The following is a 25,404-nucleotide window of genomic DNA, read 5'->3' as shown; positions in this document are numbered from 1 at the left end:
ATTTTTTCCAACCCATGAATAATTCACTAAGAGGCGTGGTTTTATAACACTTTACACCATTTCACAATTAACAAAAATAATTAATTTGTTACCATTTTGTGTAAGTGTTTGTCTATTCTTAACATTTATTAATTAATAATTAAATAATTTTAAAAATAAAAAAGCCTGGATAAGCATTATTTACCCAGACGTTCCATACAATCCAAAATCAAATTTTTGTATTTTATGCTTTAATAGAATTTATGATCATCTCCAATACAGATGAAGAAATATCATCAAACGTAATATCTTCATTATTTTCAGGCAATTTAGTGTAGCTCATTCTTTGCAGAACTCCCATTATTGTTTGAAATATATAATAACCAGTTCTAATTGGATTTATATCTTTTCTTAGTGTTCCGTCACTTATTCCTTTGTTAATTGCTGAATTCAGAAAATAATTTTGGTTTTCCTTACTAACAAAGTTTGCATACTTGTTTTTAAGTTCTTCATCAGAATCATAGGTATCATAATAAAGATCAAATAAAATAATAAAATTCATCTGTTCTCTATGCTCTTTTGCAAATTGAATCCAAGCATTAAGTATTAATTTAAGTCTTTCCATTCCACTAACATCACTATTATCTCTACCAATTATATATTCCGTCATATTATCTAAAACATTCATTTGCACTTCAAATATTAACTCATCTAGGGATTTAAAATGTTTATAAAAAGTAACTCTACTTACTCCAGCTAAGTTACATACATCCTTCACGCTAACATTAAAAAAATTATTTTCTAGAAATAATTCTCTTGCTGCAGCAATAATCTCAAGTCGATTTTTACTTTTTAAATTCTCATGCCATGAATCACTCATTTTGTATAACCTCATCTTTATCTTTTTTAGTTAAGAATATTGTACCAAAAAGAATTAATGCACCCAATATATATGGTAAATTAAAATTAATATCAAAAAGGTTGCCTGCCATTATTGGGCCGATTATATTTCCCATACTTGTATATGTAGTATTTAATCCAGAAACAAAACCCTGCTCATCACTCTTAGTTTCATTCGATAACAATGTATTTACAGTTGGCCTTAAAAATGAATTAAAGGCGAAAAATATAGAAGATACAGCTAAAAGATAAATAAAATTTACTTTTACTATCATTAATAAAAGCGCAATTGATGTCATTAGTAACGAAAACTTAATTAACTTAAACTCCCCAAATCTTGTTACTACTTTATCTAAAAGCCATACTTGAGTTAGAATTCCAATGGCTGCACCCAGTGTAATTAATATAGAAATATATTGAGAATTAAATCCATATTTATATTCTGCATAAAGTGAGTAAACTGTTTCATAGCTAACCAACCCAAAAGTCATAACAAGTATTAATAACAAGTATTTAAAATATGACATATGAACTGATCTTGTAAGCTGTTTAATGATTGACTCCTGCTTTTTAGATGACTTTGAAATATTTCTTTTTTCTATTGGAAGAGTTTCTGGAAGTATTATAGTTAGCAACGTTGAAATTAGTCCTAAAAATGAGGCTAAAAAATATGGCGCTCTTAACCCAAATTGAGCTATTATACCTCCAATTCCGGGACCTAATACCATACCTAAATTCATAGCTGCACTTATATACCCCATCCCTTTTGCTCTAGTTTCTCTTGTAGTTATATCTGCAACATATGCTAAAACAGATGGAACCATTATTCCTAATCCAATTCCCCCAATAATACGAGCTATGTAGAGTAACATTAAAGTATGTGAAATTGCAAATATAAAGTCTGCAATAACAGTTAAAGATAAACCTGATAATATCATTATTTTTCTACCATGTCTATCTGAAAGTCTTCCACCAATAGGCGAAAAGAGGAATTGAGCTGCTCCAAAGGCTGCAACTAAGTATCCTGCAGCCGCTCCAGCAACATTAAATTGCTTAAGATAGTCAGGTAGTATTGGAATAACCATGCCTTGTCCCAATAAAGCAATAAATAAATTAAGCATCAATATAAATAAAGGAAACCCCTTTTTTTCATGTAGTTTTAACATTATTATCCTCCTTAGTTTACACATAGTAAATAGTTTACACCATGTAAACTATTGTATATTTCTTTTATTGTTTTGTAAAGAAAAAAATAGAGTATGCATCACTCTCACACACTCTATTTATAAGAATTTATTTATTAAACGCTCTCTATAAAAGGCTTATCATATAACTTCTCTTCACTAACAGACATACTCTTGGCAGCTTCTACCCAATTTTTTTGTCCTTCTGAAAAAAACATCTCCCTAGGTATTTTGGGGGATATAAAAAAGTTATCTTTTGATTTATTTGAATCACTTACAATATCATCACTTACTTCTAAGAATGCATTATGTGCATCTTTTTTGATTTCACTATTAAATGGAATAATATCTTTTGTCCCTCTCATAAATTCTCCAGCTCCAATACCTACACCAAATCTCCACTCATATCCTACTTTATTGCAGAAATGTTCTAATATTTTAAGCGCATACCTTGTTTGGATTCCCTCAAAGAATCCACAATTAACTACTCCATAAACTTTTACAGATTTTTTAATAATCTTAGCTTGTTCTTCTAAGTTAACCAAAAACTCAATTACTGTTGATGGTAAAGAGTCTACATATAGCGGGAAAGTAATTATTAATATATCTGAACCTGCAAGTTCTTCATAATTCACCTTATTATTTATAGTACAATGATTTACTTCTACATTTTCAAGTTGGATCATCTTATTAAGTTCATCAATAAAAAACTTAGAAGCACTATTATTACCTCTTGGACTTCCATTTACAAAATATAATTTTTTCATTATCTTTCCCCTCCCATAACTTTAATGTAGCTTAATATACTATTTACCAAGTTTTCAATTTCTGCTACATCTCTACATACATAGCTTTCTGCATTATCCTTTTGAAAATTTATAGCATTTGCTTGATTTAACCCCTTAAATGTCTCTTCCTCATTGACGGAAATATCTCTACCATAACCAACAAAAACAAGTTCTGGATATTTTTCATAACGTGGTGCATGGTGCATTTCACCATTAACATCTTTAAAGAAAGGGAGAATCTTGCATATACCACGATCTAATACCCTTTTTATTTTTGGACTATATGATCCATATTTTATTTCACTTAAAACAATATACAAATCACTATTTATCTCATCTCTGCTTATATCTCTAGTTATATCATCAAAAACGCATAGTCCAGGTGTCCTTAACCAGCAATTAAAACAACCTACACATTTATTCATTTTCTCATCTTTAACATTGTAGTATTTATAACTATAATTACTCTCATTAAGCTTTTTAAGTAATTCCTCTTGAAGTTTTTCTCCCACGCTACTTGTAGCTTCACCATCACTAACTAACAATATATTCATAGTTATCCTCCTTTTAGTATGTTTACACTGTAAACTTTATATTTGTATTATATTCTCACAAGTTTACACTGTCAACATCTTATGATATAATTTTTTTATTAATTATTTTGGAGGAAAAATTAAATGGCTAAAGATAACTACCATCATGGTACGTTAAAAGAAGATATGATAAGAAATGGTCTACAGCTCTTAAATAAAGAAGGTTTTGAAGGATTTTCCTTAAGAAAGGTTGCTAGTATGTGTGGTGTTAGCCACACTGCACCATATAAGCATTTTAAGGATAAGGAAGATTTGATTAGCTCAATAGCTTTAGAAGTTTGGGAGGCATTTTCTGCTTCTTTATTAGAATCTACAGAAAAATATCCTGATAATCCTAAAATTCAAATTCTTGAGATGGGAAAATCCTACGTTAAGTTTATGGTAGAAAATCCTGAATACTTAAAATTTATGTTTCTTACAGAACATAAATATCCAATATTTATTAGTAATAATGAGTTACATCATCTTGATGGTTCACCTTTCTATATTTTTAAAAAATGTTGTGAGAATTATCTTAGTTCCATATCAACTAAAAAAGATATGTATTACTTAGATACTATGTCTATGTGGAGTTTAGTACATGGTATAGCACTATTAATTGCAAATAAAGTAATTGAATATGATGGAGATTATTTAGAAATAGTAGAAAAAATGATTAATGAAAAACTTAAATAGCATATAAAAAAAAGAGGAGCCTTAGATATAAAAAGGCTCCTCTTAATTCTTTATCTATTCATAAATTTATTCTTTTTTAAAACAATAGGAGTTACCTTATCTCCATAAAAATCTTCTGCTTTTCCTATAACTTCACAGCCGAACTTTTCTAACATTCTTAGAGTTATGTCTCTTGCTTCAATATATATTTTCTCTGCTCCAAGGTTAAAGACTTCATTAAGTGAAAATAATGCAATCTTCTTACCTAAACCTTTTCCACGTAACTTTTTGTCAACTGCATATCTTCCCCAATGCCATTCCCCTTCTTCTTTCCAACTTGCAACAACAGCAACTATTTCTCCATTTAATTTCCCACACCACCAAACAGGCTCTAGATCTTCTCTTATGGGAATTAATTCTTCTGGTATATGCTGTTCTCTATTAAAAACTTCGATTGATAACTTTATGGTCTCTTCCATATTTACTAGCTTAACTTTTTCTATATTCAAAATAGCCACCCCAACTTACTGTTAATATTAATCCAATTATACTATGCTTATTGTGCTCCTACAAATAATTCTATTTTTCTCCTATATTAAGTATCTTCCAACCAGCATAGGATATTCCCCATACTACTATAAATAATCCCACTAAAATATAACCAGCAATATTAAAATCTAAGTTACTAATGAAATTACAGAATTCATTATCTAGTCCAAGTATAGGTGTTATCATTTGTATTATTTCAATAAATCCAATAAACAAAGCTGCAATTACTGAAAGCCCTGTAATGGTAAGGTTGTAATAGATTTTACGAATTGGTGTTGAGAAAACCCATTCGTATGCCGTGCACATAAAGAAGCCGTCTGCCGTATCCATTAAACTCATGCCTGCTGTAAATAATATTGGGAAAGATAACGTGGCAAGAATCGGTATCTCATGACTTGCTGCAGTTGCTGAAGTTGCTAAAAGAGAAACTTGAGTTGCAGTATCAAACCCTAGTCCAAATAGAAATCCTAATATATACACATGCCATCCTTTTCTAATAGACTTGTACACAATTCCAGTTAATTTATTAATAAATCCCTTAGAATTGTCATAATCTAGTTCTTCTTCCTTATAAGTGCCCTTTCTTACTTTTAAAAAAGTTTTAAAAATATCCTTCCACATGAAGAGGTTAACTAATCCAATTATAAGAAGGAAACTACCTGAAACTGCAAGTGAAATAGCACCTCCATACTTTTGAAACTGTGGCATACTGTTTTCCGTCCACTTTACTGCAAAAACTGTAAGTGCCGCCATTATTATTACTACAGTTGAATGTCCAAAGGAAAATAGAAAACCTACTCCTTTTGGATTTTGTCTTTCTTGCACCAGCTTTCGAACTGTATTATCTATTGCAGTTATATGGTCTGCATCAAAAGCATGCCTAAGCCCTAATGTATAAGAAAGAACTGCCATACCAATTATTTGTGGATACTTGCTAACTCCTGTTATTAATAATGCTATACCTATGATATGCAATGCTAATACAGCAATAATATATCTAATGAATCCTGAATATTTCTTTTCTTGTATATTTGATTTTATTGTCTTCAAAAAATTTTCCATCCTCTATATAATATTCTCATTTGAAAAGCCTCTTAACTTAATGCGTCAAGAGGCCTAATTGCGAAAATAAATATAAACATTTATCATTACAAATACCCCCTATCATCCGTAGAGCTATTTTTCTCAAAATATAGGCAGGTCTCCTGACTTAAGTATCTACATTCTTATAAGCCTTCCCGAAATATCTCAGTGACATATTTTATAAGAACTACTCTTTTACAGTGGCGGGACCGTGAGGGATTTTCACCCAACTTCCCTTTTAATTAATCAACTACGATTAAACCTATATTATATACAAAGGGTATAATAGCACATTACATTAAACAAGTATAGTTATTTTGTTCAAGATTCTAATTCTGTCTATTCTTTTAGAAAAACTTTATTACCTTTATCCACCAATCTGTGACATAAGCCTTTTATCTTCGTCTTGATTGTTTGTTCCAAAATTATGTTTATTCGGCTTATTTAGAATTGTATTTTTAATTATTTTCTCAAGTTCATCATCTGAAACTCCTTTTCTTAATATGTTTTTCAAATCAACACCATATTTCCAATTCAAACATTGCTTTAGAAAACCATCAGAAGTTATTCTAAGCCTATTGCATGAACTACAAAAATTATGAGTTAATGGGCTTATAAATCCTATTCTTCCTCCTCTGTTACAATTTTTACTATGAGCATAATAATATATTGCTGGCCCGGCTCCTAAAACATTTCCTTCATAAGGTTTAAGAATATACTCCTCTTCAATTATCTTTTTGATTTCATCTGAGGTTACACCTTCTGTTCCTTTACTAAGCCCTATTGGCATCATCTCAATAAAGCGAATATCTATATTCTTTTCTAGTGCAAATTTTATAAGATTTAAAATTTCACCATTATTATAGTTATTAATAATTACTGTATTAAGTTTTAAAATTACACCTTTTTCTATACATCTATCAATAACTTCAATTATTGTACTAAGCTCACCCCCTCCTGTTAATTTTCTATATTTCACATGATCTATACTATCTAGACTCAAATTGATTTTATTTACACCGCTATCAATTAGCTCTTCTAAGCATTCATTAAGTAGAATTCCATTAGTAGTCATTAGTACTTCTTTAATACCTGCAATATTTTTAATTTTTCTTACTAGGCTACAAATATTTTTCCTCATTAGAGGTTCTCCCCCAGTAATTCTGATTTTTTCTATACCTAACTTAGCTGCAATACTTACAACTCTAATAATTTCATCGAAGGACAACAATTCATGCTCCTTTTTAAAATATGTATTACCTTTTCCAAGGCAGTATATACACCTTAGATTACAATTATCAGTAACTGAAATTCTTAAGTAGTTAATAGTTCTACAGTACTTGTCTAACATAATCCCCACTCTTTCCTCCACTTTTCTGAGTTAAGTATATATTTTCAATAATCATATTCTTGTCCACAGCTTTACACATATCATATATAGTAAGTGCAGCAATTGAGACTGAAGTTAACGCCTCCATTTCAACTCCAGTTTTTCCTGTTGTCTTTACTATAGCCTCAATTTGAATACAATTATTCTTATAATCTATCTCGAAATCAACTTGGCAGCTAGTTATTATGAGAGTATGGCACATAGGAATAATATCTTGTGCCCTTTTGCTACCCATTATCGCCGCAACTCTTGCAACTCCAAGTACATCTCCTTTTCCTATCTTTCCCTCACTTATAAGATCAAGAGTTTCCTTCTTCATTTTTATATTACCTTTGGCAATAGCTTTTCTACTTGTGTTGGATTTTTCGCTTACATCGACCATTATAGCCTTTCCAGCCTTATTAAAATGTGTAAATCCTTTTTCCATAGTACTCTCCCCTAACCAAAGTTATTTATTATTCTTTATAATCAAATTAGATAAGACAAAAATGATTTTAAACTGATGTTTCTTCTATATCCACTTGATTTGTTAAATTTCTCAGCCTCTCATCCTCACTTAAAAGCCCAATTTTTTCTCCTATAGATAAGACTCCTCCTCTAATAACTCTACAGAATACTCCTTCTCTAGGCATTATGCAGTCTCCAACGGAATAGAATATATGACATCTGCTATGGCATTCCTTTCCTATTTGTGTCATTTCCAAGATGACATCTCCACACTTAAGTCTTGTCCCAATAGGAAGCATAGTAAGTTCAATTCCTTTCACAACAATATTCTCCCCAAAATCTCCAAACTTGACCTTGCCGCCTTTTTGCCTAAATTCTTCTATGCTTTCTAATGAAAGTAAGCTTATTTGCCTGTGCCATTTCCCTGCATGAGCGTCACCTTCAATACCGTAATCTTCAATAAAATTAGCAATAGGAATTTCATCTTTAGCTGTCCCTTTTTCCTTGCTAATGCAAAGTGCAATAACTTCTCCCATTTTACTCTCCCATAAATTAGTGTTTTCTATTTACTAGCGCATTCATTTGCTTTTCCTGTAATTATATCTAGCCCATGAGTAATACTACTTATAATAACATCCAATGATTCCTTAACCCCCTTTGGACTTCCAGGTAAGTTAATTATTAAACTCTCTCCCCTTATTCCAGCAACTGCCCTTGAAAGCATTGCCCTTTTTGTTATAGTAAGGCTATATCCTCTCATAGCCTCAGGAATACCTGGAGTTTCTCTTTCTATAACCTCCTTTGTTGCTTCTGGAGTCACATCTCGTTTACTAAAGCCTGTACCACCAGTTGTAAAGATTACATTTAGCTTAAGTTCATCACTCATATGTTTTAATTCATCAGCTATTTTCTCTTTTTCATCGGGCAATATAGTATATCTAGATACATTAAAGCCATTTTCCTTTGCTACTTTTTCAATAACTTTTCCACTTTCATCTAGTCTTAAACCTTTATAAGCTTTATCACTACAAGTAATTATCCCAACATTATACATAGTGTCTCCCCTTTTTTATTTTTATTTCACTTCACACTTTAGGAAATTTCTATATTCCTGAGGAGTATTAATATTCAATAATGAAAGCATCATACTATCAAATTTCATTATTTCATTTTCATTAATTTTTCTAACATTTAACTTTTGAAATATTTCTTGAATTCTTAAATTATTTCCTTTTAATTGACTTTCTATTATTTCTATTGATTTTTTTGAATACATAGCAAAAAGAGGGTGATATCTTTCTTTTATTAGTGGCACCACTGCATCATATTCTTTTATTGAGGCTATGTATTCTACTAAATCTTTATTTGGAAAGGGCATGTCGCATGCAGTAATAAACGCATAATCATTTTGAGATTTTAATAAGCCGGTATATAAACCTCCTAGAGAACCTTTCCCACAAATAAGATCTCTATAAATTTTCACCCCAGTAACCTTATATTTTTCAGGAGTATTTGTAATTATGATTGTTTCAGAAAAAATCTTTTTATATACAGAAAGAATCCTATCTATAAATTTGACCCCATCAATTTCTAAAAAGGCTTTATCTACTCCCATACGAGTATTTTTTCCGCCAGCTAGAATTACTCCAGTAACCTTTAACAATCTCTCCTCTACTTCATAATTCCACATTGCTTAAGAACCTTTCTTCTATAAAATCAGTAATACTATTTACATCATCTATTTTGAATTTGTTAATATTCTTATATTCTTTAGGGAGAGTAATAACTTCTCCTACAGAGGTATTATCCACTATTCCTATAAGATTGTTTTCTGGCATAATTAAAGGATTTTTAAATCTAATTACTTCAATTTTAGGTTTATCACTTGCCTTATAACCTTCTGTGATTACAAGATGAACATCCTTAAATAGTTGTTTTACAATTTCGTCAATATTCTCTTCAGCATAAACAGTTTTTATCATTGCCATTTGAATTTCTGATGATATTGTTACAACATCTGCTCCTGCTCTTCTCATTCTCCAAGTATCTTTTCCTTGATGGTCTATCTCAAATTCATGTGCATCATGTTTAATTGTTCCTATTTTATATCCTTTGACTTTTAGTAACGGTATTATCTTCTCTATCAGAGTTGTCTTTCCACTATTGCTGTACCCAACAATTGAAACTACTGGTATCATTTATTTATTCACCTATTTCATTAGTTATTTGAATAAGAACTTCTTCCCCTTTTTTTATTTCAGTAACCTCTTCAGGAACAACTATAAAACAATTAGAATTTATTATAGAACTAAATGAACCTGAACTTTGCTTTTTCATAGCCTTAACGTATAATCTACCTTCTTTTAAAAAACACTTTCCACTTAAGAAATGGACTTTTCCAGGTTTCTTTTTTATAGATTCTTCAAGAACTGCTGTAACCTTATTTAATTGTTTATTTATTCTTCCCTGAAGTTTATAAATAGAAGGTAATACAAATTCCTGAAATGCTACAACGGTTGACGCAGGATTTCCTGGTAAGCCAAACACAAGAGTATTTCCAAGTATGCTAAATAGAACAGGTTTTCCAGGTTTAACTGCTATTTTCCAGAACTTTTCTTCTGCTCCCATTTCCTTTAGAGTAATTTTTGTATAATCATAGTCTCCTACAGAAACACCACCAGAAATAATTAATATATCGCATTCCTTGGCCCTCTTTAATTTATTTATTATTTCATATCTGTTATCTTTAGCAATTCCCAGATCCTCTACATTGCATCCAGCATCAATTAACATTGATTGCAAACTATAACTATTTATATTTCTTATCTTTCCTGGTAAAAGTTCTTCTCCAAGATTTATAAGTTCATCTCCTGTTGCTAATATTGCAACCTTTGGCTTAACAGCAACTTTAACATATTTAACATTTAAAGCAGCCAACATCCCTATTTTTGTAGGATTTATCAATTCTCCTTTTTTTAAGACTAAATCTCCCTCTTTTATATCTTCTCCTTGAAATCTAACATTTTCCCATCTTCTCGCTCTCTTAAGAATCATGACCTTATTATTATTGCTTTTAGTATATTCAATAGGGATTACAGTATCATAACCCTCAGGAACTTTAGCTCCTGTCATAATCCTTATGGCTGTTTCTTTACAAGGAGATACTTTTAATTCATAACCCGCCGGAATATTTCCTTCTATATTTAATAAAACTCCACTTTCTTCATCAAAATTATCGAAGCAGGAAGATATTACTGCATATCCATCCATTGCAGAATTATTAAATGGTGGTATGTTTTCTTTGGAATAGATATCCTCTCCCAAAATCCTATTTAGTGCTTCCATAATATCCACCACTTCAGTTTTCAGTGTAGAAGTACTACTTAAAATTGTGTTAATTGCTTCTTCTACTTTAATCACAAATCATTCCCCTATATACTTTCTTCGTTTCTATTTTATGCACTTTTTCCCAATCTATTCTTTGGCTGATATATAAAATACAATACTCCTTCATAAAGAAGTATTAATACCATTATCCAAGTTCCGCTTCTTAAAATAAAATTTTGAATTGAAAATAAAAACTTACTAGTTAAAGTAGCAAGACTTAGATTAAATTTCATTGTGAAGGTATATAGCATTCCAAATGTAAATATTCTTGACCACTGTGTAACATTGTACACAGCAACCCCCTTTATAAAGCCATACTTATTTACTCTTTTAATTGCTCTTAATATTTCAATAAATTCAACTATAATAAACCATAATAATATCCAAAGCCATATAAACAACACTAGGTTGTAATTAATAGCACCAGACACTGCACTTGCTAGGCCTGTAATAGACATTGCTCCATGAAGAATACAATTTGTATTTGTCCAGCCATCCTCGAGATTCCATTCTTTCGAAAAAAAGTATTTTCTTATTATTAGAATAAAGGCCAATATGTATAAGGCTATTCCTAAGTATATAAGTGAGGTGCTTACTAGCTTAGGAAATTTATCCCCAAAGATTGTATTTCCAAATACCACAATAGATTGAGTGCTTACTGTAGAAAGTAATAATATGCCGTGAACCTTACTATATAAGCCCTGGCTGAAAATAGCACCATAATTTCTAATGCATATTGCTAAATATAAAGCCCACAAAGCTAAATTCCCCCAAAACATAACCCTTGCAAATGTAACTAATTCATGAATTCTTTGAAAAACTGCTATTCCGCATACAGAAGTTCCTGCCACCCAAGTCCCAACACCAAAACTTTTTATTGCATCCTTAAAATGAATTTCATTAATTGTTTTTTTTATAGCAGATTCTATAAAAGACGCAGCAATGAATATCCATATAATTAGCAAGGAAGTTGTAAGTATCTTCCCTGCTTTGTTTTCAAGTAAGGGTATATTCTTCATTGCTCCATTTATAAATATCCCACACCCCATAACTATTGCCCCTGCCGCTGTTTCAGAAGGGGTAGACTTTAATAATAATATTTTAATTATGAAAAAAATCAAAAATAACAATATAAACATTAAGGTAAATTGCATAGTGAATTTCCTCCAAGAAAATTACTTTAACTTCTTTTACGGTATACAATATAACTTCTAAATATATAGGTCACTGGTTGACTAATTATGTGAACCATTCTGGTAAATGGCATTAGTGCAAAAAATAAAAAAGCTGTAAACACATGAAACTTAAATAAAATTGGGACCTGCATCATAAGAGTTACATCGGGTTTTAGAGTTAATATCCCTCTAAACCATGGAGCAAGAGATGCTCTATAGTCAAACCCTGCCGGATTAATTGAATGTACTATAGTTACAAGCATTCCATTAAACACAACTAATAGAAGTAATAGAATTGATATTAAATCACTAAAACTACTTGTCATTCTAACTCTTGTAACCATAAATCTTCTATATACAAGAATTGCTAAGCCTATACAACTAGCTAACCCTGCCAGCCCCCCCATAATTGTAGCCATTATGTGATACTGTTCATCACTAACCCCTAATCCTCTATAAAACCACAAAGGAACTATTATTCCAGCCACATGGCCTAAGAATGCAAAAATAATCCCTATATGAAAAAGAGTGCTCCCCCACTTAAGAAGATTTTTCTCTAATAGCTCGCTGGATTTTGAACTCCAACCTCTCTGGTCATTGTTATATCTTAAAAATAAGCCAAGGATAAAAACTGTTATTACTATATAGGGATATATAATCCATAAAAGTTGTTCCAAAAAAATCATAGGTTTCCACCCCCAGTTAATTCACAATCAATCTCATCCTTTTTTAATACCTTTAGCAGTATGTTAAGCACCTTATTATAAGGATTTCCTTCCCGACTAAGCTTTAGAAACATTTCATAAATTGCCTCTTTATATTCCATAAGTATTTCATTATTTAAGCTTAAGGCTGAGAATTCTAGTATCAAAGGCAAAAAATCTGGAAGCTCATTTTCCACCATTTCAAAGCCAGCCTTTCTATACTTTTCTTTTATATTGAGAAGCCCCATTCCTCTATCCCTATCTTCTTTATATTTAAAATAAGATAAGTTTAAGGGAGTCATATTTGTAAAATCAAATGTACTAACATAGAGTTCTTGAAGATCAAGTTCCATAGTATTCTCTACATATTTAATAAAACTTAAAACTTCACTCCACTCTTTTTTATTTCCTTCTTCCTCTATTTCCTTCTTAATCTCTTTTAATTCAATAAACCAATTATTATCAGGATATCTCAATAAGAAAGAGGTAATTAAATATATCTTTTTTATAAAATCGTCATTCATATACCTCACCTCCCACTAACAATTTATGTATGGTCCTTTATTATTTTCAAGGTCTATCCCGCAAGTTCCCTGCTCATGTAATAAATCTTCTGCTATTTCTCTATGATTAGAGGGAATAACGAACCTATCTCTATATTTTGATATTGCAAGAAGCCTATACATTTCTTCTGCAGACTCCTCTGTAAGTCCATTTTCCTTTAGTATTTCTTTATCTGTTTCAATCCCTAGATTAACTGCTCTCATATGATATCTCATGGCTGCCATTTTTTTTAGTGCTTCTTGAATATATCCATCTTCCCCATCTGTTAATAAATTTGCTAGGTAATGTATTGGAATTCTCATGTTCTCTATAGTTGGAAATACCTTTCTTATATCCGAAATTCGCTCTTCTCCATTTATTGTCTTCAAAATAGGACTAAGTGGTGGGACATACCAAACCATAGGAAGAGTTCTATACTCTGGATGAGGAGGAAAAGCTATTCTCCATTTAACTGCTAATTTATATATAGGTGATATTTTAGCTGCATCTATCCATGCCTCTGGTATTCCATCTTTCCTTGCCTGCTTTATAACATCCTCATCGTTAGGATCTAGAATTACATTAAGGTGCGCATTATATGCTCTACTATTTTGCTTAACTGATGCTGCATAACCAACGCTATCTGCATCATAAAGTATAACTCCAATATATCTTAATCTTCCTACACAGCTTTCTGCACATAATGTTGGTAGCCCTGCTTCAACTCTAGGAAAACAAAACACACATTTATCTGCTTTAAAACTATTCCAATTATAATAGGTCTTTTTATACGGACACGCTGATACACAAAGCCTCCAAGATCTACACAAATTTTGATCAACTAAAACTATGCCATCCTCATCCCTTTTATAGATGGCTCCTGATGGACATGCTGCCGCGCAAGATGGATTAAGACAATGCTCACATATTCTTGGTAAATACATCATAAACACCTTTTTGAAATCAGAAAGAACTCCCTCTTCAACCCCATACATATCAGAATCTTTCTTCCCTGTTTCATATACACCTGCCAAATCATCTTCCCAATTAGGACCCCACTTAATATCCATATGCTTGCCGGTTAAGGATGATATAGGGCGCGCTGATGGCGGACTTTTCTTATCTTTTTCATTCATGAGCTTTTCATATTCATAGCTCCAAGGTTCATAATAATCATCAATAACTGGAAGATTGGGATTATAAAAGGTTTTTGCAAGTACTTTTGGTCTGCTTCCAGCTCTTAAAACCAATTTTCCTCCAACTGATTTCCAGCCTCCCTTATATTTTTCTTGATTCTCCCACTCTCTTGGGTATCCAATTCCAGGCTTAGTCTCAACATTATTCCACCACATATGTTCTGCGCCTTGGCGATTAGTCCAAACATTTTTACAAGAAATACTACAAGTGTGACATCCTATGCATTTGTCTAGATTCATTACCATAGCAAATTGTGCTTTAATCCTCATACCAATCAACCTCCGATAACTTCCTTATTACAACACTTAAATCTCTTTGACTGCCTGTAGTACCGTAATAATTAAAATCATAGCTAAGTTGCGAATAGCCTCCAATCATATGAGTAGGTTTCATAAAAATTCGAGTTGGGCTATTATGTGTTCCTCCCCTTGTATTAGTCATTTTTGAGCCAGGAACATTAATTGTTTTATCTTGTGCATGATACATATAGGCATTTCCACGAGGAAGTCTATGACTTACTACTGCTCTTGCGACAACTACTCCATTTCTATTAAAACACTCTACCCAATCATTATCTTTAATCTCAGCTTCTTCCGCATCCTTATTATTAATCCATATAACTGGACCTCCTCTAAACAGAGTTAACATATTTGGAGTTTCATGGAACATAGTATGAATCGACCATTTATTATGAGGAGTCATATAATTTACAGTTATTTCTTTACCTTTGCTTTCTGGTCTTTTGCCCTCTTTTGCAAATGGAGAATGTTTCAATGGGGGTTTAAATAGTGCTAAGGCTTCGCCAAACTCTAAAATTAGCTCATGATCTAAATAAAAATGTTGTCTACCGGTTAATGTGTGCCAAGGGATTAACTTTTCAACATTTGTAGTAAATGGTGAATATCTTCTTCCACCCTTCTCTGAGCCTGTAAAAACTGGAGAAGTAATGACTGTTTTAGGTCTCGCTGTTATTTCCTCAAAAGTAAATCGCTCTTCTGCCCTCTCAAGAGCGTATTCTTTAAGCTCTAGTGAGGTTTTCTTTTCAAGACCTTCCCATTCCCTAACTGCAACTGTTCCATTTGTTGTAGATGAAAGCATAAGTACAGCTTCACAGGCATTTCTATCTACAGTTAAGTCTGGACACCCTTTAGCAACTCCTTCTCTATTAATTGTTCCACATATATTTTTTAGTTTTTCATATTCATCAGCTGCTAAAAAACTTATTCCTTTAGTAGTTATAGGCTTTTCTTTAACATTTGGTCCAAGTGAAATCATCTTGTCATAAATTGCTCCATAGTCCCTTTCAACTACATTTATCCTAGGCATATTTTTTCCAGGGATAGCTTTATTATCCCCTTTACTCCAGTCATTTACTTGACCATATGGCTGCGCAATTTCATCTGGGGTATCATGAAGAAGAGGAATTCCGTATACATCTTTTACAGGACCATCAAATTGTTTCTCTGCCATTTTAGAAAAACTTTTTGATAATTCAATAAAAATCTCCCAATCTGACTGTGATTCCCATTGCGGAGCAACAGCTGGATTAAATGTATGTACAAATGGATGCATATCTGTGCTACTTAAATCTGATTTCTCATACCAAGTGGCCGTAGGTAGAACAATGTCTGAATATAAGGCAGTACCTGACATTCTCATCTCTAAATTCACTAAAAGATCTAACTTACCTTCAGCTCCATGCTCTCTCCATTTAACTTCTTCTGGATGTACACTGTTATTATCCTCATTAAGCAACCCACTATCAGCCCCTAATAGATGCTTTAGAAAATATTCATATCCTTTTCCAGAGCTTGATAATAAATTAGCTCTCCAAACAAACATTGTTTTTGGGAAATTCCTTTCATCATCAGGATCCTCTATACTAAATTTCAATTCACCTTTTTGGAGCATATCACCTACAAAGCTTGCAACCTCTTCATTTGATTTAGCACCCTTTTTAAGTGCTTCATCATATAGCAATAAGGAATTTTTATCAAACTGAGGATAGCTTGGTAACCATCCAAGCCTTGCAGCCATAACATTATAATCCGCACAATGCTTATATCTAGCTTTATCAACTGTAGGTGAAACTAGCTCATCTATTGCCATATTCTCATAGCGCCATTGGTCTGTAGCAAAATAATAAAATGAAGTAGAATTTTGAAATTTAGGTGGTACTGTCCAATCCTTGCCAAACGCTATGGTGGCCCATCCTTCTATTGGACGTAATTTTTCCTGCCCCACATAATGCGCCCATCCTCCTCCATTTACACCTTCACATCCAGTTAACATAACCATATTTATTATTGCTCTATAAATTGTATCTGAGTTATACCAGTGGTTAATGCCTGCTCCCATGATTATCATTGATCTTCCTTTAGATGCAATTGCATTTTCTGCAAATTCCCTGGCAATTTGTATAACTAGCTTTCTATCTACTCCAGTTATTGCTTCCTGCCAAGCAGGAGTGTATGGATTTAAGCTATCATAATTTATTGATTTGGCTTCTTCCAAATTAGAACTTAATCCATAATTGGCAACTGTTAAATCATATACAGTTGTTATAATAATTTCTTCATTTCCATTATTTATTCTTTTCACCGGAACTGATTGTCTAAATGTATCCTTTCCTTCTTCTCCAAAGTAAGGGAACTCAACTCCAACTATATCATCATGAACACCATATAAACTTAACCTAGGATTAACCTTTTCACCCGTTTCAGAGTCTTCCCCCTTAATGTTCCATTTTCCTCCTTCTTCCCATCTGAAACCTTCACTTCCATTAGGGATAGAGAATTTTTGAGAATTATCATCAAATATAATTGTTTTCCATTCACTATTAGTTATATTCTTATCTAGATCACTAGCTCTCAGGAAACGATCTGATACATAATTTTCGCCTTTTTTCTTAAGCATTATTAGAAATGGCATGTCAGTATATGCCTTTACGTAATCTATAAAAAAACTTTCTTTTTTATCTATGTAAAATTCCTTAAGAATAACATGACCCATTGCCATTGCTAGTGCTCCATCTGTCCCAGCTTTTACTTGAAGCCAGTTATCAGCAAACTTAACATACTCAGCATAATCTGGGCTTACAGAAACTACTTTTGTTCCTTTATATCTAGCTTCTACCATAAAATGAGCATCCGGAGTTCTTGTAAGCGGAAGATTGGAGCCCCATATCATAATATAACTAGAATTGTACCAATCACTACTTTCTGGCACGTCAGTTTGATCTCCCCAAATTTGTGGTGAAGCTGGAGGTAAATCAGCGTACCAATCGTAGAAACTCATAAGAGGAGAACCTAATAATGATAGGAATCTAGTTCCCGCAGCATAACTAATCATAGACATTGCAGGTATTGGTGACACTCCAACTATTCTATCTGGCCCATATTTTTTTATGTCATATATTAAGGAGGCTGAAATGATTTTGTAAGCTTCCTCCTTAGAGACTCTAATAAATCCGCCTTTTCCCCTTGCAGACTTATATTTTGATGCTTTCTCTGGATTTTCTACTATACTTGCCCACGCTAGAACTGGATCTCCCGTTTCATTTATGGCTTTTCTCCAAAGCTCCAGTAGCACTCTTCGAATGTAAGGAAATTTTATTCTTAATGGACTATAAAGGTACCATGAGAAGGTTGCTCCTCTAGGGCACCCCCTAGGTTCAAAATCTGGCATATCTGGTCCAGTAGAAGGATAATCTGTTCTTTGAAGCTCCCAAGTTACTAACCCATCTTTTACATATACATCCCAACTACAAGAACCAGTGCAGTTAACCCCATGAGTTGAGCGTACTACTTTATCATGCTGCCATCTGTTTCTATAAATAACTTCCTGTTCCCTTGAATATGGGGAAATTTCAGTCCATCTATCTGAAAGATGTTCTCGTTTAGAAAAATACTTTAATCTTTCTAATATAGGTAAATTTCTCTTACTCATAAATTTCCTCCTCAAAGCCCAATATTAATTGTTTTTATTAATAAGCCTAAAAATCTTATATAGTTTTCCTACGCTATAGTAATATTATTCAAAACCTTAAAATTAAAAGAAAAAAACACTTTATAAAAGTGTTTTCAAAATGTCTTAGGTGATATATATACTTCTCCATTGCCTAATATAGCCAGTCTATCCTCTGGCCTAAGTGATATTGTATTATAGTAAGGTGAATTAGGTTCTAGTCTTATAGATTGCACTATTGCTTGATTTCCATCAAATATAAGTAAGTACACAGTATTGCTTGATGAAACATTTTTAAGGTTATATATATTGCTAGGAGAATATATAAAATCTGATAATTTATAAACTCCTTCCTTAAAGGTATTTGCAGTAGCCCTAACTTGAGGTGCAGCATTAGCAATATTAAAGGCTAATAAGAAAAATAACATTAGAGAAATAATAAACTTTTTCATCATAAATCCACCTTTCAATTCTATTGGCTCTTACATTTTTATCTTTATCAGGTTTTAGGAAGTATTCGCGCCTCTCCATCACCAATTAATAAAATTCTATACTCAGGCTTCATAGGTCTCAAATCATATTTTTGTGTTCCGGGCTCTAATTTTATAATTTGCATAGCAACTTGATCTTCATTTGCAAGCAATATAAAAATACTTTTCTTAGGAGAAATATTTTCAATTGTATATAAATTATTAGGGGATGGTTCTAAATCAGATATTTTGTAAACCCCTTCCTTAAAAGTAGTTGCTGGACTCGCAAACACCGGTATTGCTACAAATGTGTTTAAGAATAAGCTTAATAAAACTATTAACAAAACTCTAAACTTCTTCATGATTCAACCACCTTTCAGTTTTATTATGCGTAATACAAAAAGCAATATACATATATACAATATATGTAATTAAATGTTATAATTTGTTAAAAAGGGTTGATAAGATTACTCTTTAATTATTAAATCTATGGGGGATATTATATTGAAAAGAGTTAGAAAAGCAATCATTATTATTTGTACTATTTTATTAATCCCAATAATTTTAACAAGTATACCTTCAGGGAAATACTTAGATAATGCTGAATTAAAGGATAAAATAAAAAAAGGTACTGCATATGATATAGAAGTTAATAAAAGCTTAAAAATTGATAATGCTGTATTAACAATTCAAAGAATAACTTTTACAAATGAAAATACTTACTTAAGATATAACTATAAGCATAAAAAAATAGGAGGAAACTTTTATTTTCAATCGATAGAATTATATGATGATAACGGCAATAAATATATTAGCCATGGTGGAGAAAGTAAAGGAAAACTCTTTGGCCAAGATGATTTAATTTCCTATAACTTTATTAATTCAAATAGTAAAGAGATTACACTAAAGCTTCAATTATACGATAGAAACTTTGAAATGAAAATACCCTGTTCAAGGAGTACAAGCATATGAAGATAAAAGACAAATTGCCTGATGTTATTAAGTGGGTACTAGCAATAATTCTTCTACTATTATGCATTCACTACTATGCTCTTTCTTATGGTAGATTTACTGCTAATGGAGCATTGAGAGATTCTGAGATAAATGAACATTATGGCCCCTCTGAGACAAAAAAAGAACTCTCTTTAGAGTATGGTAAAATATTTTTAGGTAAATATAAAGATTGGATTTCAATAACTGCTGTTGAGAAAAAGATAATAAAGTGGTATCCTTCCGGTTACACTTATGTTCTTCCCATTAATAATTCAGAAAAGATCACTCAATCTTTTGAAGGAACTACAACCTTTAGAGATTTATCTAAAAATTATGTCTTTGGATATGTAAATGATCCAAATATAACTTCAGTAAGGCTATATGCCGAAATAAATAGCAAGGAAACTATTATGGATTATTCAATTGATTCAAGTAAAATGTTTATATTCTATTGGGATACTGATAATAAAGGTGGTAACTTAGTGTCATTAAGCGGTTTTGATAAGGACAATAATTTAGTTTATATATTTAAGTATCCTTATTAATTATTGAAAATTTATTTATTAATATAAACGCAAAACCAAAAGGAATCTTGTTCTAATTTATAACAAGATTCCTTTATCATTTTTCAATATATCCTTCTTCCTTCTAACTTTGTATAAAAAGCATTTATTATTGAAACATTACTATATGAAGAGCTTATGTAGCTAAGAAAGGATTTATGTCATGGATAATACATACAAGAATAGAATACCAATAATTTTAACCTTAATATTTGAAATAATAGTACTCATCACAGCTGTAACCACACTATTTTCTGCTAAGTGGGGCGACTTAGCGTTATGCGGCTTAGCCTTTGTATGTCTTTTTCTACCATTTATCATTTCAGCTATTCTTAAAAATAGAAATATTTACTTACCCCCTAGTTTTAAGCTAGTTTCAGTAATTTTTATCTTTTCAGCTCAATATTTAGGTGAAATTATAAATTTCTATACTATGTTTTGGTGGTGGGATTTACTACTCCACGGAGTATTTGGCTATTATGCTACCTTAACTGGATTCTACTTAATAAAAGGTAATTTGAATAAGAGTGCTGAATCTACTGAAATAAGATTTATACTCTTTAAAATCGTATTTGCTTTTAGTCTTGCCATAACACTAGGAACTCTATGGGAAATCTTTGAGTATCTTGGTGATTATTTTATAAAAACCAGCATGGCTGCTGGAGGACTTGAAGATACTATGACAGACCTTATGATAAAACTTGTTGGCGCTACTATATACTCTGCAATTTATTACTTTCGTGAAAAATCAACTTTAAATACTTGAAACTATTCCTAATTCACTCAATATTTTGCTTAACCTATTTTTCTCTTTCTCACTTACTTCAAAGCTTGTATTATATAAATAATGCTGCAAAACATCTGCATCCTTCAGTACTTCGTCATATTCATTATCAACAGAATTTTTGTTGCTATGTTTACTTATAGCACTGCAAATAATTTCTATTTCTTCTTTATTAAAAAGCTTAATTTCTTCTAATATTTTTTCAGCTTCGATAGCACCTAATGTTCCGTGATCTGGAGTATAATGAGTTTTATAGGTTGAAATATCATGAAGCATCCCTATAATTGCACATAATTCAACATTAAGACCACGTTTAAGTGCTATTAAACTACATGTATTTGATACACCATATAAATGTGCAAATACTCCGCTTTTCTCCTCTGATGTATTACCTTCTATCAAAATATTGTTAATTAACTTCCTTATTTCTTCTAATCTATTCATTGCATTAATACCCCCATGAATTAATCTTCCATTTACCTTCTACCTTAATTAGTTCAAATTGCTTAGTAGAAATTGATTTTCCAGGAATCCAATCTCCTGCAGTTTGTGCATCCTCATAACATATAATTTCTACCTTTGAATCAATTAAAACTCTATCTTTATCACAAGTATTGATTTTAGCATTTAATAACTTTGCAGATTGAAGAGTTTTTCTAAGATAAGAAATTCCTTCTTCATTAAGTCCTTTTGTAAAGACCTCAGTTCCATATTTCTTTAAAGTTTCTAAATCTTTTTGAGTTAATGCCTCTAGATAGCTTGATATAATATCTTGTGCCTCTTCTATATTAATTGTACTAACTTTATTTTTTAAAATTTCATTTAATATAATATTTGAATTTTTATTTATAAACCAAACTTTACTCCCTTTCATTAAGACACCTTGTGCACTATCATCTTTACTTATCCATAAATTATATTCTTCATTTGATTTATCTATAAAGTTTATCTTAACTAGATAATCAGGTGAACGTATATCAAGCTTCTTATTAGTTCTCCTTCTATCATTTAAAGCTTTCATAAACTTATTTATTATATTTTTATCTGAAAGAACACTTTTTTCTTCATCCTTTTTTTGAATTATCTCTATTGATACTACTTCTTTACGCTTATTACTATTGAAATTAAAAACTATAAAAGTTACAGAGGCTAAAAATACTATTATAGGAACTATAATAAAAAGTAACCTTTTCTTTTTACTAATGGTACTCACCTCCAAAATTTCAACTTACAAATAAATCCAAATACTTATTAATATTATATTTGAATTTTATAATTAGCACAAATACAACCTTTAAAATAATCAAATTTCTAAAATTTAAATTTAATAGCTAATGTTATCATTTTATTATCTCTACTTTCCAGTGTAATTAGAGTTATTCTGGTTAATATAATATCAGAGGACAGATAAAGATTAGCTAATCTATGTGGAAGTGATATGGTGTTATTAGGGTTTAAGTTTATCTTTTATCCTAGTAATATTTAGTCTTACCATGTAGGGTTAAGCTAACATCATATAAGCTTTTGTACTAACACTTTATAGTCGTGAGATTATATAAGTTTATATATTTATCTTATATGATAAAAAACCATTATTATAAGTAATAACATATGTATATAGTCAAAAGATTATATATCTATAATAAATTATTTATATTAGTGCTCTTAAATCTTTATTTGTCCTTATTAGCATGCTAAATCTTTATAGTTAACTATATGCTTGAGACTAATTTGTTTGTATATAATGCATTATATTTAATATAAATTCTAAATATTTGCCCTAAAAAGTTTTTAGGTGCACAGAGGGACTTTCTGTTTGCAATTTTGCTAACAAAAAGTCCCTTAACTACTTATTTTTCCTGATTATTTATTTGAATTAGTGCATTATAAAACAGGTCTGGCTGATCTAGCATGGTCATGTGACCCGCATTAGGTATTAAATAAAGCTTTTTATATGGTGACTTAATATTTTCAAAATATATCTTAGCTATTACATAGGGTGTTTGCCAATCATTTTCCCCTAAAACATAATAGATTGGTACTTTATACTCTGCCGTCTCCGAATTTAAATCAAAGTTAAATAAATAGTTTATTATTTTCTCATTTGCTTTATTACCTTTTAAAAGTGCTAAAAAGTCAGATAGCTTAGAAATAGGACTTTTCAATGCAATTAGTGTCATTGAAAGACCTATCTTAACTGCTAAATTATACTTTCCTTGAAGTCTTCTAAGTTTAATACATTTTTTCATAAATTCACTATCATATTTATCACCTGGATAATTTTCAATAGCTTCGATTTTTTTTAATGATTTTTTATCATTAGCACTTATAATTAATTCCTTAACTTTATCATATCCTACACGCTCATTTTCACGCATACTTATTACTTGCCCAACCCCAATATAATAATCTACATCTTTAGGATATTTTTTTATAAATGTACTACCTAAAACACTTCCCCAAGAATGTCCAAGTAATATTATCTTTTGCTTATTATACTTTTTCTTTAAATATTGAATTATTTCATTTAGGTCCATTAAAAGCAAATCAATTGTTGGATATTTATCTGGATTTTTAATAAGTGTTTTTCCGGCTCCACGTTGATCCCAGTGAACTACTGTAAAAATATCCTCCCATTTGTCTTGAAATGCATATGCAAATATGGATTCTGCATTTCCAGGTCCTCCATGCAAAAATAACATTACCGGATTATCATAGCTTGTACCTGAATGAAAAAGATATTGTTTTATTCCGTTTACTAATACATACTCCTCCAAATAAATTAATTTTTCGTTTTTCTTTCCCATAACCCTAATTCCCCTTTTTAATTGTTTAACTTCTACTAATAATATAATTTATATATATTGTAGTTTTTTTAACTTAATGAGTTACTAAGTAGGTCTGAGGTATAGTTTATAAATTAACACAAATAATAAACTGGAAAGGTGGTTATCTAGATGAGAAAACTTCTTGCTTCTTTTATGATTTTTTCATGTACATTATTTTATACGATCATTCCTATTTCTGCTGTAAATGTATTTAAAGAAGGAGTATACAAATTATCCGATTTCAATATTTCAGCTGGTAACTTTTATACAGCACAAAATTTATCTAAAGATAGTGAAATATTCGTGCAGATTTATAACGGAGATAGAGAGATACAACAATTTTTAAGAATCCCCCCTGGTTCAAGAAAATTTACTTTAGTTGCATTAAAGCCAGACTATAGACTTGTAATACTCGGTCCAGGAGAATTATTTATTTCAGAAGAAAGGCGCTGATTAAAGCTTATACTAATGCTTTTAACTAACAGTGAGAGGTTGTTATACTAATGAAACGATTTATTGTTTTTTTTATTATCCTTTCATGCATTTCATTTAATACTATTACACCTACATATGCTACTACACTATTTAAAGAAGGGGTTTATAAATTATCCGATTTAAATGTTCCTGAAGGTGAGTTCTATTCTGCAGTAAATCTATCTAAAGAAAATGAAGTATTACTTCAGATTTATGATGAAAAGCAAGTACTACTTCAGTTTTTAAAAATGCCGCCAGGCACTAAAAAAGTAAATTTAGTTGCTTTAAAACCTACTTACAGAATCGTAATATTAGGCAATGGTCAAATATCAATTACTTAAGGACTTATTCTAATTAAAATCAAATAATAAGATTGAGAGGTCGTTATATTTATGAAAAAGCTTATTGTTTCAGCCCTTATTTTTTTATCTATATTAATTAATATTAATAGCGTTATTCCAGTATCAGCTGCAACTAATTTAAAACAAGGGGTTTATAGTGCAAAAGAGTTTAGTTTTCCTGTTGAATCAGAACACTATATTAAAAATATATCTCCAAATGAAGAGCTTTTCGTATTATTTGTTGACGAAAATTTAAGAGTAATACAGGCTGTAAAATTATCTCCTAATTCACCAAAATTCAACTTAATTACTTTAAATCCTGATTTCAGCATCGCCGTACTAGGCAAAGGTGAGTTATCTATAGAATAACAAACACGAAAAAATGTTTGTTATTCTATGCTTTACTACTTGT

The 25,404-nt window shown here is 31.0% G+C and carries 30 protein-coding genes and 1 riboswitch; of the genes, 7 read left to right on the top strand and 23 right to left on the bottom strand.

The window, feature by feature from the left end; genetic code table 11:
* Window positions 1-223: 223 nt before the first annotated feature.
* The 4 genes from JK634_RS16060 to JK634_RS16045 form a co-directional block, all read right to left on the bottom strand.
* Window positions 224-859, bottom strand: a complete 636-nt coding sequence (locus JK634_RS16060) for a TetR/AcrR family transcriptional regulator (protein WP_202768737.1) — start codon at window positions 857-859, stop codon at window positions 224-226.
* On the bottom strand, window positions 852-2,045 hold the full coding sequence (locus tag JK634_RS16055) for an MFS transporter (RefSeq protein ID WP_202768736.1): 1,194 nt from the start codon (window positions 2,043-2,045) through the stop codon (window positions 852-854). Before JK634_RS16055 ends, JK634_RS16060 begins: the two co-directional genes overlap by 8 nt.
* A gap of 134 nt (window positions 2,046-2,179) precedes the next feature.
* Window positions 2,180-2,830: a flavodoxin family protein gene (locus tag JK634_RS16050; RefSeq protein ID WP_202768735.1), complete on the bottom strand. Its 651-nt coding sequence runs from the start codon at window positions 2,828-2,830 to the stop codon at window positions 2,180-2,182.
* Complete coding sequence (locus JK634_RS16045) at window positions 2,830-3,405, bottom strand: NAD(P)H-dependent oxidoreductase (RefSeq protein ID WP_202768734.1); 576 nt, start codon at window positions 3,403-3,405, stop codon at window positions 2,830-2,832. The genes JK634_RS16050 and JK634_RS16045 overlap by 1 nt, the downstream gene beginning before the upstream one ends.
* A 123-nt stretch (window positions 3,406-3,528) precedes the next feature.
* Between JK634_RS16045 and JK634_RS16040 the strand changes: the two genes are divergently transcribed.
* Entirely contained in the window at window positions 3,529-4,119 is a 591-nt protein-coding gene (locus JK634_RS16040) for a TetR/AcrR family transcriptional regulator (RefSeq protein ID WP_202768733.1), read from the top strand.
* Between the two features lie 50 nt (window positions 4,120-4,169).
* Here JK634_RS16040 and JK634_RS16035 read toward each other — a convergent pair whose 3' ends face one another.
* The 16 genes from JK634_RS16035 to JK634_RS15960 form a co-directional block, all read right to left on the bottom strand.
* Window positions 4,170-4,607 carry a GNAT family N-acetyltransferase gene (locus JK634_RS16035; RefSeq protein WP_243425624.1) on the bottom strand — a complete coding sequence of 146 codons (438 nt, stop codon included), beginning with the start codon at window positions 4,605-4,607 and terminating at the stop codon, window positions 4,170-4,172.
* Window positions 4,608-4,677: 70 nt separating this feature from the next.
* Window positions 4,678-5,709, bottom strand: a complete 1,032-nt coding sequence (locus JK634_RS16030; protein ID WP_202768732.1) for a HoxN/HupN/NixA family nickel/cobalt transporter — start codon at window positions 5,707-5,709, stop codon at window positions 4,678-4,680.
* Window positions 5,710-5,825: 116 nt separating this feature from the next.
* Window positions 5,826-6,011: riboswitch (cobalamin riboswitch) on the bottom strand.
* 86 nt (window positions 6,012-6,097) lie between these two features.
* On the bottom strand, window positions 6,098-7,081 hold the full coding sequence (moaA, locus tag JK634_RS16025; RefSeq protein WP_243425636.1) for a GTP 3',8-cyclase MoaA: 984 nt from the start codon (window positions 7,079-7,081) through the stop codon (window positions 6,098-6,100).
* Window positions 7,062-7,547, bottom strand: a complete 486-nt coding sequence (moaC, locus tag JK634_RS16020; protein ID WP_202768730.1) for a cyclic pyranopterin monophosphate synthase MoaC — start codon at window positions 7,545-7,547, stop codon at window positions 7,062-7,064. The genes moaA and moaC overlap by 20 nt, the downstream gene beginning before the upstream one ends.
* Window positions 7,548-7,614: 67 nt before the next feature.
* Window positions 7,615-8,103, bottom strand: coding sequence for an MOSC domain-containing protein (locus tag JK634_RS16015; protein ID WP_202768729.1), 489 nt, complete (start codon window positions 8,101-8,103; stop codon window positions 7,615-7,617).
* 26 nt (window positions 8,104-8,129) lie between these two features.
* On the bottom strand, window positions 8,130-8,621 hold the full coding sequence (locus JK634_RS16010) for a MogA/MoaB family molybdenum cofactor biosynthesis protein (protein WP_202768728.1): 492 nt from the start codon (window positions 8,619-8,621) through the stop codon (window positions 8,130-8,132).
* A gap of 21 nt (window positions 8,622-8,642) precedes the next feature.
* Entirely contained in the window at window positions 8,643-9,257 is a 615-nt protein-coding gene (mobA, locus tag JK634_RS16005) for a molybdenum cofactor guanylyltransferase (protein WP_202768727.1), read from the bottom strand.
* Window positions 9,244-9,765 carry a molybdopterin-guanine dinucleotide biosynthesis protein B gene (mobB, locus tag JK634_RS16000; protein ID WP_202768726.1) on the bottom strand — a complete coding sequence of 174 codons (522 nt, stop codon included), beginning with the start codon at window positions 9,763-9,765 and terminating at the stop codon, window positions 9,244-9,246. Before mobB ends, mobA begins: the two co-directional genes overlap by 14 nt.
* Window positions 9,766-9,769: 4 nt before the next feature.
* On the bottom strand, window positions 9,770-10,987 hold the full coding sequence (locus tag JK634_RS20675; protein ID WP_202768725.1) for a molybdenum cofactor synthesis domain-containing protein: 1,218 nt from the start codon (window positions 10,985-10,987) through the stop codon (window positions 9,770-9,772).
* Between the two features lie 35 nt (window positions 10,988-11,022).
* On the bottom strand, window positions 11,023-12,108 hold the full coding sequence (locus JK634_RS15990; RefSeq protein ID WP_202768724.1) for a TDT family transporter: 1,086 nt from the start codon (window positions 12,106-12,108) through the stop codon (window positions 11,023-11,025).
* Between the two features lie 26 nt (window positions 12,109-12,134).
* On the bottom strand, window positions 12,135-12,815 hold the full coding sequence (gene narI, locus JK634_RS15985; RefSeq protein WP_202768723.1) for a respiratory nitrate reductase subunit gamma: 681 nt from the start codon (window positions 12,813-12,815) through the stop codon (window positions 12,135-12,137).
* The gene (narJ, locus tag JK634_RS15980) at window positions 12,812-13,357 is read right to left on the bottom strand and encodes a nitrate reductase molybdenum cofactor assembly chaperone (protein WP_202768722.1); all 546 of its coding nucleotides are present in this window, start codon (window positions 13,355-13,357) and stop codon (window positions 12,812-12,814) included. The genes narI and narJ overlap by 4 nt, the downstream gene beginning before the upstream one ends.
* Before the next feature lie 15 nt (window positions 13,358-13,372).
* Window positions 13,373-14,842, bottom strand: coding sequence for a nitrate reductase subunit beta (gene narH, locus JK634_RS15975; RefSeq protein WP_202768721.1), 1,470 nt, complete (start codon window positions 14,840-14,842; stop codon window positions 13,373-13,375).
* On the bottom strand, window positions 14,832-18,521 hold the full coding sequence (locus JK634_RS15970) for a nitrate reductase subunit alpha (RefSeq protein ID WP_202768720.1): 3,690 nt from the start codon (window positions 18,519-18,521) through the stop codon (window positions 14,832-14,834). The genes narH and JK634_RS15970 overlap by 11 nt, the downstream gene beginning before the upstream one ends.
* Before the next feature lie 134 nt (window positions 18,522-18,655).
* The gene (locus JK634_RS15965; RefSeq protein ID WP_202768719.1) at window positions 18,656-18,991 is read right to left on the bottom strand and encodes a hypothetical protein; all 336 of its coding nucleotides are present in this window, start codon (window positions 18,989-18,991) and stop codon (window positions 18,656-18,658) included.
* 47 nt (window positions 18,992-19,038) lie between these two features.
* On the bottom strand, window positions 19,039-19,371 hold the full coding sequence (locus JK634_RS15960; RefSeq protein ID WP_202768718.1) for a hypothetical protein: 333 nt from the start codon (window positions 19,369-19,371) through the stop codon (window positions 19,039-19,041).
* Window positions 19,372-19,513: 142 nt separating this feature from the next.
* Here JK634_RS15960 and JK634_RS15955 point away from each other — a divergent pair, with 142 nt between their 5' ends.
* The 3 genes from JK634_RS15955 (at window position 19,514) to JK634_RS15945 (ending at window position 21,331) form a co-directional block, all read left to right on the top strand.
* Window positions 19,514-19,981 carry a DUF5643 domain-containing protein gene (locus tag JK634_RS15955; protein WP_202768717.1) on the top strand — a complete coding sequence of 156 codons (468 nt, stop codon included), beginning with the start codon at window positions 19,514-19,516 and terminating at the stop codon, window positions 19,979-19,981.
* Window positions 19,978-20,547 carry a hypothetical protein gene (locus tag JK634_RS15950; RefSeq protein ID WP_202768716.1) on the top strand — a complete coding sequence of 190 codons (570 nt, stop codon included), beginning with the start codon at window positions 19,978-19,980 and terminating at the stop codon, window positions 20,545-20,547. Before JK634_RS15955 ends, JK634_RS15950 begins: the two co-directional genes overlap by 4 nt.
* 181 nt (window positions 20,548-20,728) lie before the next feature.
* Window positions 20,729-21,331 (top strand): DUF2238 domain-containing protein, encoded by a 603-nt coding sequence (locus JK634_RS15945; protein WP_202768715.1) that lies wholly within the window; start codon window positions 20,729-20,731, stop codon window positions 21,329-21,331.
* Here JK634_RS15945 and JK634_RS15940 read toward each other — a convergent pair.
* The 3 genes from JK634_RS15940 to JK634_RS15930 all read right to left on the bottom strand — a co-directional run bounded on the left by JK634_RS15940 (window position 21,320) and on the right by JK634_RS15930 (window position 24,156).
* Complete coding sequence (locus JK634_RS15940) at window positions 21,320-21,793, bottom strand: HD domain-containing protein (protein ID WP_202768714.1); 474 nt, start codon at window positions 21,791-21,793, stop codon at window positions 21,320-21,322. The genes JK634_RS15945 and JK634_RS15940 overlap by 12 nt on opposite strands.
* A gap of 4 nt (window positions 21,794-21,797) precedes the next feature.
* Window positions 21,798-22,562 (bottom strand): YhfM domain-containing protein, encoded by a 765-nt coding sequence (locus JK634_RS15935; RefSeq protein WP_202768713.1) that lies wholly within the window; start codon window positions 22,560-22,562, stop codon window positions 21,798-21,800.
* Between the two features lie 637 nt (window positions 22,563-23,199).
* Complete coding sequence (locus JK634_RS15930; RefSeq protein ID WP_202768712.1) at window positions 23,200-24,156, bottom strand: alpha/beta fold hydrolase; 957 nt, start codon at window positions 24,154-24,156, stop codon at window positions 23,200-23,202.
* Window positions 24,157-24,306: 150 nt separating this feature from the next.
* Here JK634_RS15930 and JK634_RS15925 point away from each other — a divergent pair, with 150 nt between their 5' ends.
* From JK634_RS15925 to JK634_RS15915, 3 genes are read left to right on the top strand one after another with little or no spacing between them, the layout of a single operon-like run.
* Entirely contained in the window at window positions 24,307-24,630 is a 324-nt protein-coding gene (locus JK634_RS15925) for a hypothetical protein (RefSeq protein WP_202768711.1), read from the top strand.
* A 50-nt stretch (window positions 24,631-24,680) separates the two neighbouring features.
* Window positions 24,681-24,992 (top strand): hypothetical protein, encoded by a 312-nt coding sequence (locus tag JK634_RS15920; RefSeq protein WP_202768710.1) that lies wholly within the window; start codon window positions 24,681-24,683, stop codon window positions 24,990-24,992.
* 51 nt (window positions 24,993-25,043) lie between these two features.
* A complete protein-coding gene (locus JK634_RS15915; protein WP_202768709.1) occupies window positions 25,044-25,361 on the top strand; it encodes a hypothetical protein in 318 nt (105 codons plus the stop codon).
* Window positions 25,362-25,404: the final 43 nt, after the last annotated feature.

The organism is Clostridium paridis (assembly GCF_016765615.1).
Classification (GTDB): Bacteria; Bacillota; Clostridia; order Clostridiales; family Clostridiaceae; genus Clostridium_T; species Clostridium_T paridis.
Note: the sequence above shows the minus strand (reverse complement) of the source record. Positions and strands in the feature narration are given on the sequence as shown.